The sequence below is a fragment of the Kitasatospora sp. NPDC093102 genome, from assembly GCF_040683915.1.
Lineage (GTDB): Bacteria > Actinomycetota > Actinomycetes > Streptomycetales > Streptomycetaceae > Kitasatospora.
Window position 1 is genome coordinate 136398 of the sequence record NZ_JBFBFA010000009.1, and the last position, 17700, is coordinate 154097.

General features: G+C 75.5%; 2 protein-coding genes. Both read left to right on the top strand.

All coding sequences use genetic code 11. The features are described from left to right. Positions 1-597 precede the first annotated feature (597 nt). Positions 598-10461 carry an amino acid adenylation domain-containing protein gene (locus AB0O11_RS15680; protein ID WP_363386304.1) on the top strand — a complete coding sequence of 3288 codons (9864 nt, stop codon included), beginning with the start codon at positions 598-600 and terminating at the stop codon, positions 10459-10461. A 127-nt stretch (positions 10462-10588) separates the two neighbouring features. Continuing rightward, positions 10589-17686, top strand: a complete 7098-nt coding sequence (locus AB0O11_RS15685) for an amino acid adenylation domain-containing protein (RefSeq protein ID WP_363386306.1) — start codon at positions 10589-10591, stop codon at positions 17684-17686. Positions 17687-17700: the final 14 nt, after the last annotated feature.

The following is a 17700-nucleotide window of genomic DNA, read 5'->3' on the forward strand; positions in this document are numbered from 1 at the left end:
CCGCCGCCACCGCACCCCGACCGTCGGACCGCTGACACCACCGCTTCCCCGCCGGCGTCCGCACCGGAAGGCCCCACCCGGGCCACGCCGCCTCGGCACCGGACCGACCCGCGGCACGGAACGCAGCAGCACCCAACCGACGCAGCACGGCAGCACCGAACCGACGCGGCAGCGGCGATCCGCCGCCCGCCCGGCCGCCGCTCACCCGGCCGCTCCCCGGTCGTCGGCACACCGCACCGCGGAGCCCGCCGACACCGCCTCACCACCCCATCGCAGCACCCCACCGCCGCGCGGCCGCATCGTCACGCCGTCGGCGCAGTCCCGTGTCCGCCATCTACGCGCGTGCATCGAACGGCACCGGCGCGCCACCACCCCCCGCACCGCCGCACCGCACCCGTGCGCCGCACGGCCGTGACACGAAGCACACCGCAGCGCCACCGCACCGCAGCGCCACCGCACCGCAGCGCAGCGCAGCGCCACCGCACCGCGAGACGACCGCAACATCGCTCCGCCGACCGCCGGGCTGACCGCCCCGAGGTCAACCCAGCAAGCCGCTCCCGCCACCGCGGGAGCCAGCCGCACGAGGGAGAGAGTCACATGTCCGGGGTCCAGCAGACGCGCAGAGCCGAGCAGCGGCCGGAAGCGGCCGAGGTCCTGTGCCGACTGTTCGCGGAGGTGCTCGGCCGGGAGTCGGTCGACCCCGCGGCGGGCTTCTACGACCTGGGCGGCGACCGGCCCGCCGCCGAGCGGCTGCTGGCCCGCGTGCACGCCGAGTTCGGCGTCCGCCTGGAGCTGCCCGTCCTGTCCGACGCCCCCACCCCGGCAGCGCTGGCCGCCCGGCTGGCCGACGGGGCCCCGGCCCGCCCCGACACCCGTCCGACCCTCACCGAGCTGGTCGACGCCCAGGTCGCCCGCACCCCGGACGCCCCCGCGCTGTACGCCGAGGGCACCACCCTCACGTACGCCGAGCTGGACGCCCGCGCCAACCGGCTGGCCCGGGTGCTGGCCGCCCGCGGCGTGGGCACCGAGGACGTCGTGGCACTGGCCCTGCCGAAGTCCCCCGAGGCGATCACCGCGATCCTCGCCGTCGCCAAGACCGGGGCCGCCTGGCTGCCCGCCGACCCGGCCTACCCGGCCGAGCGCCTGCGCCACATGCTGACCGACTCCCGCGCCGCCCTGGTGCTCACCACCGCCGAGGCCGCCGGGCAGCTGCCCGGGACCGACGCCCCCCGGCTGCTGCTCGACTCCGCCGAGCACCGGGCCGAGCTGGCCGCGCAGTCCGGGGACCGGTTCACCGCCGCCGAGCGGGTCCGGCCGGTGAGCGCCCTGAACACCGCGTACGTCATCTACACCTCCGGCTCCACCGGCGTGCCCAAGGGGGTGGCCGTCACCCACACCGGGCTGCCCAGCATGGTCGGCACCCAGGTCGCCGCCACCGGGGTCGGCCCCGGCAGCCGGGTGCTCCAGGCCTCCTCGCTCAGCTTCGACGTCTCGGTCTCCGACCTCTCCGTGGCGCTCACCACCGGCGCCGCCCTGGTGCTGCCGCGCGAGCAGAGCCAGCTGGTCGGCGAAGCGCTGGCCGCCCTGATCGACCGGTACGGCGTCACCCACGCCGACGTCGCCACCGCGATGATCTCCACCCTGCCCGACCTGCCGATGCCCTCGCTGCGCACCCTGATCGGCGGCGGCGAGGCGGTCTCCCGTGAGCTGGCCGCCCGCTGCGGCCGCGGCCGGCTGATGCTCAACAGCTACGGGCCGACCGAGGCCACCGTCATCGTCAGCATGAGCGGGCCGCTCACCGGCGCGGAGCAGCCCCCGATCGGCCGCCCCTGCCAGGACGTGCGCATCCACGTGCTGGACGAGCGGCTGCGCCCGGTCGAGCCGGGCACCGTGGGCGAGCTGTACCTCGCCGGCCCGCACCTGGCCCGCGGCTACCTGAACCGCCCGGGCCTGACCGCCGAGCGCTTCGTGGCCGACCCGTACGGCGCCCCCGGCGAGCGGATGTACCGCACCGGCGACCTCGGCAGCTACCGCCCGGACGGCCAGCTGGACTTCCTCGGCCGGGCCGACGACCAGGTGAAGATCCGCGGCTTCCGGGTGGAGCTCGGCGAGATCGAGCAGAGCCTCTCCGCCCACCCCGAGGTGCGCCAGGCCGTGGTGCTGGTCCGCGAGGACCGCCCGGGCGAGCGCCGCCTGGTCGGCTACACCGTCGGCTCCGCCGACCCGGCCGAGCTGCGGGCGTACTGCGCCGAGCGGCTGCCCGACCACATGGTGCCCACCGTCGTGGTGCTCGACCGGCTGCCACTCACGCCCAACGGCAAGGTGGACAAGCGCGCCCTGCCGGCGCCGGTGTTCGGCGCCGGCGAGGAGGACGGCCGGGCCCCCGTCGGGGAGCTGGAGCACACCCTGGTCCGGCTGTTCGGCGAGGTGCTGGGCCTGCCCCGGGTGGGCGTCACGGACTCCTTCTTCGAGCTCGGCGGCGACTCCATCGTGGCCATCCAGCTGGTCTCCCGGGCCCGGCACGCGGGCCTCCAGCTCACCCCGCGCGAGGTGTTCCTCGCCCCGACCGTCGAGGCGCTGGCGCAGATCGCCCGTCCGCTGGAGGGTCCGGTCGTCGTCGAGCCCGCCGGGGCCGGTCTCGGCGAGGTGCCCCCGACGCCCATCGTGCACTGGCTGGCCGTGCAGCACGGCACGGTCGAGAGCTTCTACCAGTCCACCCTGCTCACCCTGCCCGCCGGCACGACGCAGGAGCACCTGACCACCGCCGTCCAGGCCCTGCTCGACCACCACGACCTGCTCCGCGCCCGCACCTCCCCGCTCGCCGAGCGCCCCTGGACGCTGCACGTGCCCGAGCCCGGCACCGTCCCCGCCGACGGCGTGCTGTGCCGGGTCGAGGGCCGGGCCACCGCGGAGGCGCTGCGCGCCGAGACCGGGGCCGCCCGCGAGCGCCTGTCGCCCGAGGACGGCCGGATGGTCCAGGCCGTGCGCTTCGACGCCGGGCCCGAACTGCCCTCGCAGCTGCTGCTGGTGATCCACCACCTGGTGGTGGACGGCGTCACCTGGCGCATCGTCGAGGAGGACCTGCTCGGCGCGCTCGCCGCGCTCCGCGAGGACCGCGCCGTCGAGCTCGCGCCGGTGCCGACCTCCTTCCGCCGCTGGGCCCAGCGGCTCACCGCCGAGGCGCAGACCGACCGCCGGGCCGCCGAACTCCCGTTCTGGGAGGCCGCGTTGGCCACCCCGGACCCGCTGCTCGGCGACCGTCCGCTGGACCCGGCGCAGGACACCTACGCCACCGAGGGCCAGCTGCGGCTGGTGCTGCCCGCCGAGACCACCCGGGCACTGCTCACCAGGGTCACCGCCGCCTACCACGCCCAGGTCAACGACGTGCTGCTGACCGGGCTGGCGCTGGCCCTCGGCCACTGGCGCGGCCAGGAGACCACCGGGCCCGACGGCGCCGTGCTGGTCACCGTGGAGGGCCACGGCCGCGAGGAGATCGTCGACGGCGTCGACCTGCACCGCACCGCCGGCTGGTTCACCTCCGTCTACCCCGTCCGGCTCGCCCCCGGGGCGCTGCCCTGGTCCGAGGTCACCGCGGCCGGCGCCGGACTCGGCCGGGCCCTCGGCCGGGTGAAGGAGCAGCTGCGCGCCGTCCCGGACAACGGCATCGGCTTCGGCCTGCTGCGCCACCTCAACCCGGACACCGCCGCCGTCCTCGACGGCTACGCCGACCCGCAGATCGAGTTCAACTACCTGGGCCGCTTCGCGCCCGAGGGCGTCACCGCCGAGGACGTGCTCGCCGGGACCGAGGCGATGACCGAGGGCGCCGCGACCGGCCTCGCGCTCGGCCGGGTGCTCGGCCTGGACGCCACCACCGTGGACACCCCGCAGGGCCCGCTGCTGGTCGCCCAGTGGTCCTACGCCACCGGGCTGCTCTCCGAGGAGCGGGTGCGTGCCTTCGCCGAGGCCTGGTTCGCCGCGCTGGGCGCGCTCGCCGAGCACGCCGAGCGGCCGGACGCGGGCGGGCACACCCCCTCCGACTTCCCGCTGGTCGCCGTCACCCAGGACGAGCTGGACGGGCTCGCCGCCCACCACGCCCCCGCCCGCCTGGTGGACGTCTGGCCCACCTCGCCGCTCCAGCAGGGCATGGCCTTCCACTCGGCGTACGACGCCGACGGCGCGGACGTCTACACCTCGGTCGTGACCTTCGACGTCACCGGCCCGGTGGACGCCGACCGGCTGCGCGCCGCCGCCGAGGCGCTGCTGACCCGCCAGCCGAACCTCAGGGCCGCCTTCCACCAGCGGCACGACGGCCCGCCGGTGCAGGTCGTCCCGGACGGTGTCGACCTGCCCTTCACCGTCGTCGACCTGACCTCCCACGCCGACCCGCGGGCGGAGGCCGCGCGGATCGCCGCCGCCGAGTACGGCCGCCGCTTCGACCTCGACCGCCCGCCGCTGCTGCGCTACACCCTGCTCCGGCTCGCCACCGAGCGCCACCAGCTGATCGCCTCCGCGCACCACATCCTGCTGGACGGCTGGTCCACCCCGCTGTTCGCCGAGGAACTGTGGGACCTGTACTTCGAGCAGCCGATGGCCCCGGCGGCCCCGTACCGCGAGTACCTGCGCTGGATCACCCGGCGCGACGGCGCGGCCGCCCGCGCCGCCTGGGCCCAGGCCCTGGCCGGCGCCGACGAGCCCACCCTGCTCGCCCCCGGCCGCTCCGCCGCCACCCCGCAGCTGCCGCTGCGCCTGCACACCGGGCTCACCCCGGAGACCACCGAGGCGCTCGCCCGCACCGCCCGCCGCTACGGCGTCACCCTCAACACCCTGGTCCAGGCGGCCTGGGGCGTGCTGCTGGCCCGGCTCACCGGACGCGAGGACGTGCTGTTCGGCACCACCGTCTCCGGCCGGCCGCACGACCTGCCGGGCGTGGAGCGGATGATGGGCCTGCTCATCAACACCGTGCCGGTGCGGGTGCGCCTGGACCAGGCGGAGAGCTGGGGCCAGCTGCTGCTGCGCCTGCAACGCGAGCAGTCCGCGCTGCTGGACCACCAGCACCTCAGCCTCACCGAGATCCAGCAACTCGCCGGGATGGGCAGCCTGTTCGACACCGTCACGGTGTACGGCAACTACCCGGACCCGTCCGCCCTGGACGACGCCGACCCGAGCGGCGCCACCCACGTCACCCTGGTCGAGGACGTCGACAGCGCCCACTACCCGCTGGTGCTGGCCCTCACCCCCGGCGACGGCCTCCAGCTGCGGCTGGACCACCAGCCGGACGCCTTCACCGCCGACGAGGCCCGCGCTCTGCTGGACCGCTTCCTGGCCCTGCTCGACCGGATCGTCGCCGACCCGGCCGAACTCGTCGGCACCGTCGAGGTGTTGACCGCGGCCGAGCGCACCGAGCTGGTCACCGAGTGGAGCGGCACCAGCACCCCGCTGCCGGAGGGCTCGCTGCCCGAGCTGTTCGAGGCGCGGGTCGCCGCGACCCCGGACGCGGTCGCGCTCACCGCCGACGACGCCGAGCTGACCTACGCCCAGCTCAACGCCCGGGCCAACGGCCTGGCGCTGCGGCTGGTCGAGGCCGGGGTCGCCCGGGAGACGCCGGTCGCGCTGATGATCGACCGCTCGGCCGCCCAGGTGGTGGCGATCCTGGCCGTGCTCAAGGCCGGCGGCCTCTACGTGCCGCTGGACGACGCCCAGCCGACGGACCGGCTGCGGACCGTCCTCGCGGACGCCGGGGCCGGGCTGGTGCTGGCCGACGCCGCGCACCGCGAGCACCCCGCGCTGGACGGGCTGACGGTGCTCGCCCCGCAGGCCGAGGAGCACCCCGAGAACCTCGGACTGCCGCAGCGCGCCGACCAGTTGGTGTACGTGATGCACACCTCCGGCTCGACCGGCGTGCCCAAGGGCATCGCCATCACCCACCGCGGGGTGGTGGACCTCGCGCTCGGCGGCCAGTTCACCGGCGGCGGCCACGAGCGGCTGCCGGTGCACGCGCCCTCCGCCTTCGACGCCTCCACCTACGAGATCTGGACCCCGCTGCTCGCCGGCGGCCAGCTGGTGATCGCCCCGGCCGGCCGGCTCGGCATCGCCGAGCTGGCGGCGGTGATCGGCCACGAGCGGACCACCTCCGCCTGGATCAGCGTCGGCCTCTTCAACGTGCTGGCCGCCGAGGCCCCGGAGACCTTCACCGGGCTGCACGAGGTGTGGACGGGCGGGGACATCGCCTCGCCGGTCGCCATGCGGCGGGTGCTGGACAGCTGCCCCGGGCTGCGGCTGATCAACGTCTACGGGCCCACCGAGACGACCACCTTCGCGACGCACTTCCCGATGACCTCGGCCGCCGAGGTGCCGAACATCGTGCCGATCGGCCGCCCGCTGCCCAACAACCGGCTGTACGTGCTGGACTCCGGGCTGCGCCCGGTGCCGGCCGGCGTGCCCGGCGAGCTGTACATCGGCGGCTCCGGCCTGGCCCGCGGCTACGTCCGCCGTCCCGGCCTGACCTCCGAGCGCTTCGTGGCCTGCCCGTTCGGCGAGCCCGGCGGCCGGATGTACCGCACCGGCGACGTGGTGCGCTGGACCCCCACCGGCGAACTGGAGTTCGTCGGTCGAGCGGACGACCAGGTCAAGCTGCGCGGCTTCCGGATCGAACTCGGCGAGGTGGAGGCGGCGTTCACCGCCCACCCGGCGGTCGGCCAGGTCTGCGTGGCGGTCCGCCAGGACCAGCCGGGCGACAAGCGCCTGGTCGCGTACGTCACCGGCGAGGTGCGGGCCGACGAGCTGCGCGGCTTCGTCACCGACCGGCTGCCCGGCTACATGCTGCCGGCCGCCGTCGTCGTCCTCGACGAGCTGCCGGTGAACCCCAACGGCAAGGTGGACCGCAAGGCCCTGCCCGCGCCCGACTACAACGGCGCCGACGGCGGGCGCGAGCCTCGCAACGCCACCGAGCGGGCCCTGAGCGAGCTGTTCGCCGAGGTCCTCGGGCTCACCCGGATCAGCATCGACGACAACTTCTTCGACCGCGGCGGGCACTCGCTGCTGGCCACCAAGCTGGTCAGCCGCATCCGCGCCGGCCTCGGCGCCGAGCTGCCGATCCGCACGCTCTTCGACAACCCGACGGTGGCCCTGCTGGCCGCCGCACTGCCCGGCTCCGCGGCGGCCCGCCCGGCCCTGCGGCCGGCCCTGCGGCCGATGGGGGACCCCCCGGCCGAAGGCCGGGGGGGCGTGCCGCTCTCCTCCGCCCAGCAGCGCCTGTGGTTCATCGAGCAGTTCGAGGGCCCGAGCGCGCTCTACAACACCCCCGTCGCGGTCCGGCTCACCGGCGCCGTCGACGTCCCCGCCCTGGAGCAGGCCGTCCGGGACGTGGTGCGGCGGCACGAGGTGCTGCGCACCGTCTTCCCGACCACCGACGGACAGCCGCACCAGGTGGTCACGGAGGCCGGCGAGGCGTCCCTGCGCCAGGTGCGGGTGGCCGACGAGGCGCAGCTGCGGACCGCGCTGGTCGCGGCCGGCGAGGAGGTCTTCGACCTCGCCCACGACCTGCCGGTGCGCGCCACCCTGCTGTCGCTGCCGCACGACGAGCACGTCCTGCTGGTCCTGATGCACCACATCGCCAGCGACGGCTGGTCGGTCGCCCCGCTCTTCCGCGACCTCGCCGAGGCGTACCAGGCCCGCCGCACCGGCACCGCGCCCACCCGGGCGCCACTGCCGGTGCAGTACGCCGACTACACCCTCTGGCAGCGCGAACTGCTCGGCACCGACGAGCAGCCCAGCGCCCTGCTGGACGGGCAACTCGCCTACTGGCAGCAGGCCCTGGCCGATGCCCCGGAGGAGCTGGCGCTGCCCTACGACCGTCCGCGCCCGGCCGCACCGGGGCACCGGGGCGGTCTGGTGGAGGTCACCGTCGATGCCGAACTGCACGGCAGGCTCGGCGAGTTGGCGGCGGCGCAGAACGCCAGCCTGTTCATGGCGCTCCAGGCCGCGGTCGCCGCCCTCTACACCCGCCTCGGCGCCGGCACCGACCTGCCCCTCGGCACCCCCGTCGCCGGCCGCACCGACGAGGCCCTCGACGACCTGGTCGGCTTCTTCGTCAACACCCTGCTGCTGCGCACCGACACCAGCGGCGACCCCACCTTCCGGGAGCTGCTCGACCGGGTCCGGCGCACCGACCTGGACGCCTACGACCACCAGGACATCCCATTCGAACGCCTGGTCGAACACCTCAACCCGACCCGCACCCCCGCCCGCCACCCGCTCTTCCAGACCCTGGTGGCGCTGGAGAGCCGGGTCACGGTGCCGGCCTCGTTCGGCGACCTGGGCTGCGCGGAGCACCCCTTCGAGCTGGACGTGGCCAAGTTCGACCTGTCCTTCCGCTTCACCGAGCAGGGCCCGCAGGCGGGCCTGACGGTGGCGGTCGAGTACGCGGTCGACCTCTTCGACCACGCCACCGTGGCCGCCCTCGGCGAGCGCCTGCTGCGGGTGCTGCACGCCGCCGTGGCCACCCCGGACGCGCCGATCGGCGGCATCGAGATCCTCGGCCCGGCCGAGCGCGAGCAGCTGCTCACCGGCTGGAACGACACCGCCGCGCCCGTCCCGGACGCGACCCTGCCGGAGCTGTTCGAGGCACAGGCCGCCGCCACCCCCGACGCGCCGGCCGTGGTCTCCGAGGACGGCACCCTCAGCTACGCCGAACTGGACTCCCGGGCCGAGCACCTGGCGGCCCACCTGGCCGCCGCCGGGGTCGGCCCCGAGACGCCGGTGGTCCTGCTGATGGACCGCTGCGCCGACCTGCTGACGGCGATCCTCGCGGTCGCCAAGGCGGGCGGCAGCTACGTCCCGCTGGACGACCGGCACCCGGCCGAGCGGCTGCGCCGGATCACCGCGGAGACGGCCGCGGCGCTCGTCCTGGTCGACCCGGCGCACCGCGACCACCCGCTGGCCACCGACGCCCCCTGCCCCGTCCTGCCGCTCACCGGGGGCTGGTTCGACGGGCCGCGCGAGCGGCGCGCCCACCCGGCCGCGCCCCACCCGGAGCAGCTCGCGTACGTGATGTTCACCTCCGGCTCCACCGGGGAGCCCAAGGGCATCGCGATCAGCCACCGGGACGTGGTGCAGCTCGCCACCGACCCGTGCTGGCGGCACGACGAGGGCCTGCGGGTGCTGTTCCACGCACCGCACGCCTTCGACGCCTCGACCTACGAGATCTGGGTGCCGCTGCTCTCCGGCGGCCAGGTGGTCGTCGCACCGCAGGGCGACCTGGACGCGGCCGCCATCCGCGAGCTGGTCCGGGTCCACGCGCTCACCCACGTGCACGTCACCGCGGGCCTGTTCCGGGTCATCGCGGAGGAGGACCCGGGCATCTTCGCCGGCGTGCGCGAGGTGCTGACCGGCGGTGACGTGGTCTCCGCCCCGGCCGTGCGCCGGGTGCTGGAGGCCGTCCCGGGCATCGCGGTGCGGGCCCTGTACGGGCCGACCGAGACCACCCTGTGCGCCACCCACTACCCGATGCCCGACGCCACGGCGGTGCCGAGCACGGTGCCGATCGGGCGCCCGCTGGCCAACACCCGGCTGTACGTGCTGGACGCCGGACTGCAGCCGGTGCCGGCCGGCGTGGCGGGCGAACTGTACATCGCCGGGGCCGGCCTGGCCCGCGGCTACATCGGCCGCCCGGCACTCAGCGCCGAGCGCTTCGTCGCCTGTCCCTTCGACGAGGGCGGGCGAGGAGGAAGGATGTACCGCACCGGCGACCTCGCCCGCTGGACGGCATGGGGGTCCCCCCGGCCGGTGGGGGCACCTCCCAGCCGCCAGGCTGGGGGCGCTGGGGGAGGCGTGCTGGAGTTCCTCGGCCGGGCCGACGACCAGGTGAAGATCCGCGGCTTCCGGATCGAACTCGGCGAGGTGGAGGCCGCGTTCACCGCCCACGAGAGCGTCGGCCAGGCGCTCGCGGTGGTCCGCGAGGACCAGCCCGGCGACAAGCGCCTGGTGGTGTACGCCACCGGCAAGGCCACCGACGGCGAACTGCGCGCCTTCGTCGCGGACCGCCTCGCCGGCTACATGCTCCCGGCCGCCGTGGTCGTCCTGGACAGCCTGCCGGTCACGGCCAACGGCAAGGTCGACCGCCGCGCCCTGCCCGCGCCCGAGTACGCCGGGGCGGCCGAGGGCCGCGCCCCGCGCACCGAGCGCGAGCGGGAGCTCTGCGCCCTGTTCGCCGAGGTGCTGGGCGTGCCGACGGTCAGCATCGACGACCGGTTCTTCGACCTCGGCGGCCACTCCCTGCTCGCCACCCGGCTGGTCAGCCGCATCCGCGCCACCCTCGGCGCGGAGCTGCCGATCCGCACGCTGTTCGACGCACCCACGGTCGCCGCCCTCGCCGCCGTCCTGCCCGGGGGCGACGAGGCGCCCGCCCCGAAGAAGGCCCGCCCGGCCCTGCGGCCGATGCGCCGCCCCGGCGCCCAGGCCTGACGGGACGCGGGCCCGCCCACCGGTCCCACCGGTGGCGCGGCCCGCCCCCGCCGCACCACCGCCGCCCCTTGCCTGTCACAGCAGCCACCAGCCACAGCAGCCGTACGTCGCCAGTCGGAGGCAGACCTTGATCCCGTTGTCGTTCGCCCAGCAGCGACTCTGGTTCATCGAACAGTTCGAGGGCCCGAGCGCCCTCTACAACACTCCGTTCGCCCTGCGGCTGACCGGCGAGCTCGACGCCGCCGCCCTCGAAGGCGCGCTCGGGGACGTGGTGGACCGGCACGAGGTGCTGCGCACCGTCTTCCCCACCACCGACGGCCAGCCCCACCAGCACATCCTCACCGAGGGGCGCCCGCCGCTGCACCGGGTGCCGGTGGCCGACGAGGCCGAGCTGCACGCACTGATGCGCGAGGCCGCCGGGCAGGTCTTCGACCTGAGCTCCGACCTGCCCGTCCGGGCCTGGCTGTACGCCCTGCCGGCGAAGGACGAGCACGTCCTGCTGCTGCTCACCCACCACATCGCCAGCGACGGCTGGTCGGTCGCCCCACTCTTCCGCGACCTCGCCGAGGCCTACCGCGCCCGGCTGGCCGGCACCGAGCCGCAGTGGGAACCGCTGCCGGTGCAGTACGCCGACTACACCCTCTGGCAGCGCGAACTGCTCGGCGAGGAGGACGACCCGGAGAGCGTCGTCTCCCTGCAACTCGCCCACTGGCAGCAGGCGTTGTCCGGAATGCCGGAGGAGCTGGCGCTCCCCTACGACCGTCCGCGACCGGCCGCGGCGAGCCGCCGCGGCGGCGCCGCCGACTTCGAGATCGACGCCGAACTGCACTCCGCACTCACCGAGTTGGCCTCCAGCCGGCACGCCAGCCTGTTCATGGCACTGCAGGCCGCGGTCGCCGCCCTCTACACCCGCCTCGGCGCCGGCACCGACCTGCCGCTCGGCACCCCCGTCGCCGGCCGCACCGACGAGGCCCTCGACGACCTGGTCGGCTTCTTCGTCAACACCCTGCTGCTGCGCACCGACACCAGCGGCGACCCCACCTTCCGGGAGCTGCTCGACCGGGTCCGGCGCACCGACCTGGACGCCTACGACCACCAGGACATCCCCTTCGAACGCCTGGTCGAACACCTCAACCCGACCCGCACCCCCGCCCGCCACCCGCTCTTCCAGACCGTCGTCACCCTGAACGCGGAGCGGGACGGCGACCTCGCCTTCGGCGCCGCGGTGGGCACCCCGGTCGAGGTCGGCGAGGCCCAGGCCCAGTTCGACCTCAACTTCAACTTCGTCGAGCGGCTCGCGGCCGACGGCACCTGCCTGGGCGTCCGCGCCGCCGTCGACTACGCGGCCGACCTCTTCGACCACGCCACCGCCGTCTCCCTCGCCGAACGGCTGGTGCGCGTCCTGCGCGCCGCCGTGGCCACCCCGGACGCGCCGATCGGCGGCATCGAGATCCTCGACCCGGCCGAGCGCGAGCAGCTGCTCACCGGCTGGAACGGGCCGGCCGCGCCGGTCGCCGAGCAGAGCCTGCCCCGGCTGTTCGAGGCCCAGGCCGCCGCCACCCCCGAGGCCCTCGCCCTGGTCTCCGGTACCGAGCGGCTCGACTACGCCGAACTGAACGACCGCGCCAACCGGCTCGCCGCCCTGCTGCTGGAGCGCGGCCTGACCACCGAACAGCCGGTCGCGGTGCTGATGGAGCGCTCCGCCGGGCTGCTCACCGCCGTCCTCGCGATCGCCAAGGCGGGCGGCACCTACGTCCCGCTGGACGACCGCTACCCGCTGGACCGGCTCCAGCACATCCTCGCCGACACCCGCACCGGCCTGCTGCTCGTCGACCCGGCCCACCAGGGCCACCCGGTGCTCGCCACCGAGGACTTCGCCACCGTCGAGGTCACCGGGGCGCTGCTCGCCGAGGCCCCCGCGGCGGGCAACCCGGCCGTGCCGGTCCTGCCGGGCCAGCTGGTCTACGTGATGTACACCTCGGGCTCGACCGGGGTACCCAAGGGCGTCGCCGTCACCCACCGCAACGTGGTGGACCTGCTGGGCAACCCGCACTTCCGGGCCGGCCACCACGAGCGCGTGCTGCTGCACTCGCCCACCGCCTTCGACGCCTCCACCACCGAGATCTGGGCGCCGCTGGTCACCGGCGGGGCGATCGTGCTCGCCGAACCCGGCGAGCTGGACATCCGCCGCCTCGCCGAGACCATCACCACCCACCGGGTGACCCTCGTCCAGGCTCCGTCCGGCCTGCTGCGGCTGATGGCCGACGAGAACCCGGCCGCCTTCCGGCACGTCCGGCAGGTGTGGACCGGCGGCGACGTCGTCCCGCCGGAGTCCGTCCGCCGGCTCCACCGGGCCTGCCCGGACACCTCCGTGGTCGCGGTGTACGCGCCCACCGAGACCACCGCCATCAAGACCACCTTCACCATGAGCCCGGGCGAGCCCGTCCCCGCCGTGGTGCCGATCGGCCGCCCGCTGGCCAACACCCGGCCGTACGTGCTGGACACCGCGCTGCACCCGGTGCCGGCCGGTGTGGCCGGCGAGCTGTACATCGCCGGGGCCGGCCTGGCCCGCGGCTACGTCGGCCGCCCCGGCCTGACCTCCGAGCGCTTCGTGGCCTGCCCGTTCGGCGAGCCCGGCAGCCGGATGTACCGCACCGGCGACCTGGTCCGCTGGACGGCATGGGGGTCCCCCCGGCCGGAGGCTGGGGGAGGCGTGCTGGAGTTCCTCGGCCGGGCCGACGACCAGGTGAAGATCCGCGGCTTCCGGATCGAACTCGGCGAGGTGGAGGGCGCGTTCACCGCCCTGCCCGCCGTCGGCCAGGCCTTCGCCGTGGTCCGCGAGGACCAGCCCGGCGACAAGCGCCTGGTGGTGTACGCCACCGGCCGGGGCACTCCCGCCGAGCTGCGTGCCGCCGTCGCCGACAGCCTGCCCAGCTACATGCTCCCGGCCGCCGTGGTCGTCCTCGACGCCCTCCCGGTGACCGCCAACGGCAAGGTGGACCGCCGCGCCCTGCCCGCCCCCGACTACACCGGGGCGACCGAGGGCCGTGCCCCGCGCACCGACACCGAGCGCGCGCTCTGCGAACTCTTCACCGACGTCCTCGGGTTGGACCGGATCGGGATCGACGACAGCTTCTTCGACCTGGGCGGCCACTCGCTGCTCGCCACCAAGCTGGTCAGCCGCATCCGCACCGCGCTCGGCACCGAACTGCCCGTCCGGGCGCTGTTCGACGCCCCCAGCGTGGCCGCACTGGCCGCCGCACTGCCCACCCCGGGCGCCGCCCGTCCGGCCCTGCGGCCGGTCGAGCGGCCCGAGCGCGTCCCGCTCTCCCCCGCGCAGCAACGCCTGTGGTTCATCGACCAGTTCGAGGGTCCGAGCGCGCTCTACAACACCCCGTGCGCGGTCCGGCTCACCGGCCGGGTCGACGCCGGCGCCCTCCAGGCGGCCCTGGCGGACGTGCTCGACCGCCACGAGGTGCTGCGCACCGTCTACCCGACCACCGACGGACAGCCGCACCAGCTGCTCCTGGAGAACCCCGAACTCCCGCTGCGCACCGCGCCGGTGGCCACCGAGGAGGAGCTCCGGACGGCCCTGGCCGAGGCCGGGTCGGAGGTCTTCGACCTCGCCCGCGACCTGCCGGTGCGCGCCACCCTGCTCTCGCTGCCGCACGACGAGCACGTCCTGCTGGTCCTGATGCACCACATCGCCACCGACGGCTGGTCCGTGGTCCCGCTGCTGCGCGACCTCGCCGAGGCCTACGAGGCCCGCCGCGCCGGCACCGCCCCCGACTGGCGGCCGCTGCCGGTGCAGTACGCCGACTACACCCTCTGGCAGCACGAACTGCTCGGCACCGACGAGCAGCCCAGCGCCCTGCTGACCGACCAACTCGCCTACTGGCAGCGCACCCTGGCCGACCTCCCGGAGGAGCTGACGCTCCCCTTCGACCGCCACCGCACCGCCGCCCCGAGCCGCCGCGGCGCCGCGGTGGAACTCCGGATGGACGCCGGACTCCACGCCTCCCTGGTCGAGTTGGCGCAGCAGAGCCGGTCCAGCGTGTTCATGGTGATGCAGGCCGCACTGGCCACCACGCTGGGCCGGATCGGCGCGGGCACCGACCTGCCGATCGGCACCGTGGTGGCCGGCCGCACCGACGAGGCGCTGGAGGACCTGGTCGGCTTCTTCGTCAACACCCTGGTGCTGCGCACCGACACGTCCGGCGACCCGAGCTTCCGGGAGCTCGTGGAGCGCGTCCGGGTCGCCACCCTGGACGCCTTCGAGCACCAGGACGTGCCCTTCGAGCGGCTGGTCGAGCTGCTCAACCCGGTGCGCTCGACCGCCCGCCACCCGCTCTGCCAGGTGATGCTGACCTCCGGCGGCGACGCCGGGGAGATCAGCCTCGGCGGCCTGCCCGGCCGGGTCGAGCAACTGGACTCGGACCTCGCCAAGTTCGACCTGACCTTCGCCTTCAGCGAGAGCTTCGACGCGGCCGGGGCGCCCGCCGGACTGGGCCTGACGGTGGAGTACGCCGTCGACCTGTTCGACCGGGCCACCGCCGAGGCGACGGCCGCCCGCTTCGAGCGCGCCCTGCGCGCGGTGCTGGCCGATCCGGACCAGCGGGTGGGCCGGGTCGAGGTGCTGGCGCCCCAGGAGCGGGAGCAGCTGCTCACCGGCTGGAACGACACCCGGGAGGACCTCCCGCTCGGCACCTTCCCGGCGCTCTTCGAGGCGCAGGCCGCCGCCCGCCCGGACGCCGTCGCACTCTCCTTCGACGCCGTGCAGGTCACCTACCGCGAGCTGAACGAGCGCGCCAACCGCTTCGCCCGGCTGCTGATCGAGCACGGTGCGGGCCCCGAGCGGTTCGTCGCGATCGCCCTGGAACGCTCGATCGACCTGATCGTCGCCCAGCTCGCCGTGCTCAAGGCCGGCGCGGTCTTCCAGCCGCTGGACCCGCGCTACCCGGCCGACCGGATCGCCTACATGCTGGACGACGCCGAGCCCGCGCTGGTCCTCACCAGCAAGGCGCTGGCCGACGGCCTGCTCGCCGACAGCACCGTCCCGCGGCTGCTGATCGAGGACCTGGACGCCTCCGGCCACCCGGCGCACGACCTCACCGACACCGCGATCACCCCGCACTCGGCCGCGTACGTCATCTACACCTCGGGCTCCACCGGCCGCCCCAAGGGCGTGGTGGTGACCCACACCGGCCTCGCCGCCATGGTGGAGGGCCAGCGCCGGGGCCTGGCCGTCACCCCGGACAGCCGGGTGCTGCTGTTCGCCTCGCCGTCCTTCGACGCGGCCGTCTGGGAGCTGGGCATGGCGCTGCTCACGGGCGCCCGGGCCGTCCTCGGCGACGCCGACCGGCTGCTGCCCGGCCCCGCGCTGACCGAGCTGATCGCCGAACAGGGCGTCACCCACCTGACCCTGCCGCCGACCGCGCTGGCCGTCCTCGCCCCGGACGCGCTGCCGCGGGGCGCCACCCTGGTGGTGGCCGGCGAGGCCTGCCCGCCCGACCTGGTCGAGCACTGGTCGGCGCGGCTGCGGATGGTCAACGCCTACGGCCCGACCGAGTCCACCGTCTGCGCCAGCATGAGCAGTCCGCTCAGCGGCCGGACCGCCCCGCCGATGGGCCGGCCCGTGCCGGACACCCGGCTGTACGTCCTGGACGCCGCGCTCCAGCCCGTCCCGGCCGGGGTCGAGGGCGAGCTGTACATCGCGGGCGCCGGCCTGGCCCGCGGCTACCTCAACCGGCCGGGCCAGAGCGCCGAGCGCTTCGTCGCCGACCCGTACGGCGCCCCCGGCAGCCGGATGTACCGCTCGGGCGACCTGGTCCGGCGCCAGGCCGACGGCACCCTGGAGTACCTCGGCCGCACCGACCACCAGGTCAAGGTCCGCGGCTTCCGGATCGAGCCCGGTGAGATCGAGGCCGTGCTCGCCCGGCACCCGTCCCTGGCCCAGGCGTTCGTACTGGTCCGGGAGGACCGCCCGGGCGACCGCCGGCTGGTCGGCTACGCCGTCGCCCACCCGGGCCGGACGGTCGACCAGGCCGTGCTGCGGGCCCACGTCGGCGCGTCCCTGCCGGACTACATGGTGCCCTCGGCGATCGTCGCCCTGGACGCCCTGCCGCTGACCGCCAACGGCAAGGTCGACCGCAAGGCCCTGCCGGCCCCCGACACCACCTGGCTCGGCTCCGGGCGGGCGCCCGCGACGCCCCGGGAGGAGCTGCTCTGCGGTCTGTTCGCCGACCTGCTCGGGCTGGAGAAGGTCGGGGTGGACGACAACTTCTTCGAGCTGGGCGGGCACTCGCTGCTGGCCAGCCGGCTGGTCGCGGACCTGCGCGAACTGGTCGGCGAGGGCGAGCAGCTCGGCGTCCGCGCGGTGTTCGAGGCACCGACCGTCGCCCGGCTGGCCGAGCGGCTCGACCAGGGCCCGGCCGCCGAGAGCTTCCCCGTCCTGCTGCCGATCCGCACCCGCGGCTCGCGCCCGCCGCTGTTCTGCGTCCACCCGGCCGCCGGCATCAGCTGGGTCTACACCGGCCTGCTGCGCCACCTCGACGCCGAGCAGCCGATCTACGGCCTCCAGGCCCCCGGCCTGGCCGATCCGGCCGCGCAGCCGGCGTCCGTCGCGGAGCTGGCCCGGACCTACCTGGCACGGATCCGCGCCGTCCGCCCCGAGGGCCCGTACGCCCTGCTCGGCTGGTCCTTCGGCGGGGCCGTCGCCCACGCGATCGCCGCGCTGCTGCGCGAACAGGGCGAGGAGGTCCGGCTGCTGGCCCTGCTGGACGCCTACCCGGGCACCGGCGAGCCGGGGCCCGAGCAGTGGCGGGACGACCCGGCGCAGCTCGCGGTGATCCTCGACTCGCTCGGCCACCCGGCCGGGGAGATCACCGCCTGGCCGGCGGACGAGGACGGCTACGCCGCACTCGTCCGGGACGGCGAGGGCCCGCTCGCCGGTCTCAGCGGCGCCGGGGTGGCCCGGGTGGTCTCGGTCTTCCAGGCCAACGCCGAGCTGTCCCACACGCTCCCGCTGCCCGGCTACGACGGCGACGCAGTGTTCTTCACCGCCGCCAAGGAGCGGCCGGCCGACGCCCCCGACCCGGAGAGCTGGCGCCCGCACCTGGGCGGTCGGCTCGACGTCCACGAGGTGCCGAGCACCCACGGCGCGATGACGAGCTCCGAAGCGCTCGCCGTCATCGGCCCGGTGCTCGCCGCCCGCCTGACTCCCTGACCCGTCCGCCCTGC

What these genes read in the sequence shown, in the direction of transcription:
- AB0O11_RS15680 (WP_363386304.1), top strand. Translation starts at nt 598, where the DNA reads ATGTCCGGGGTCCAGCAGACGCGCAGAGCCGAGCAGCGGCCGGAAGCG.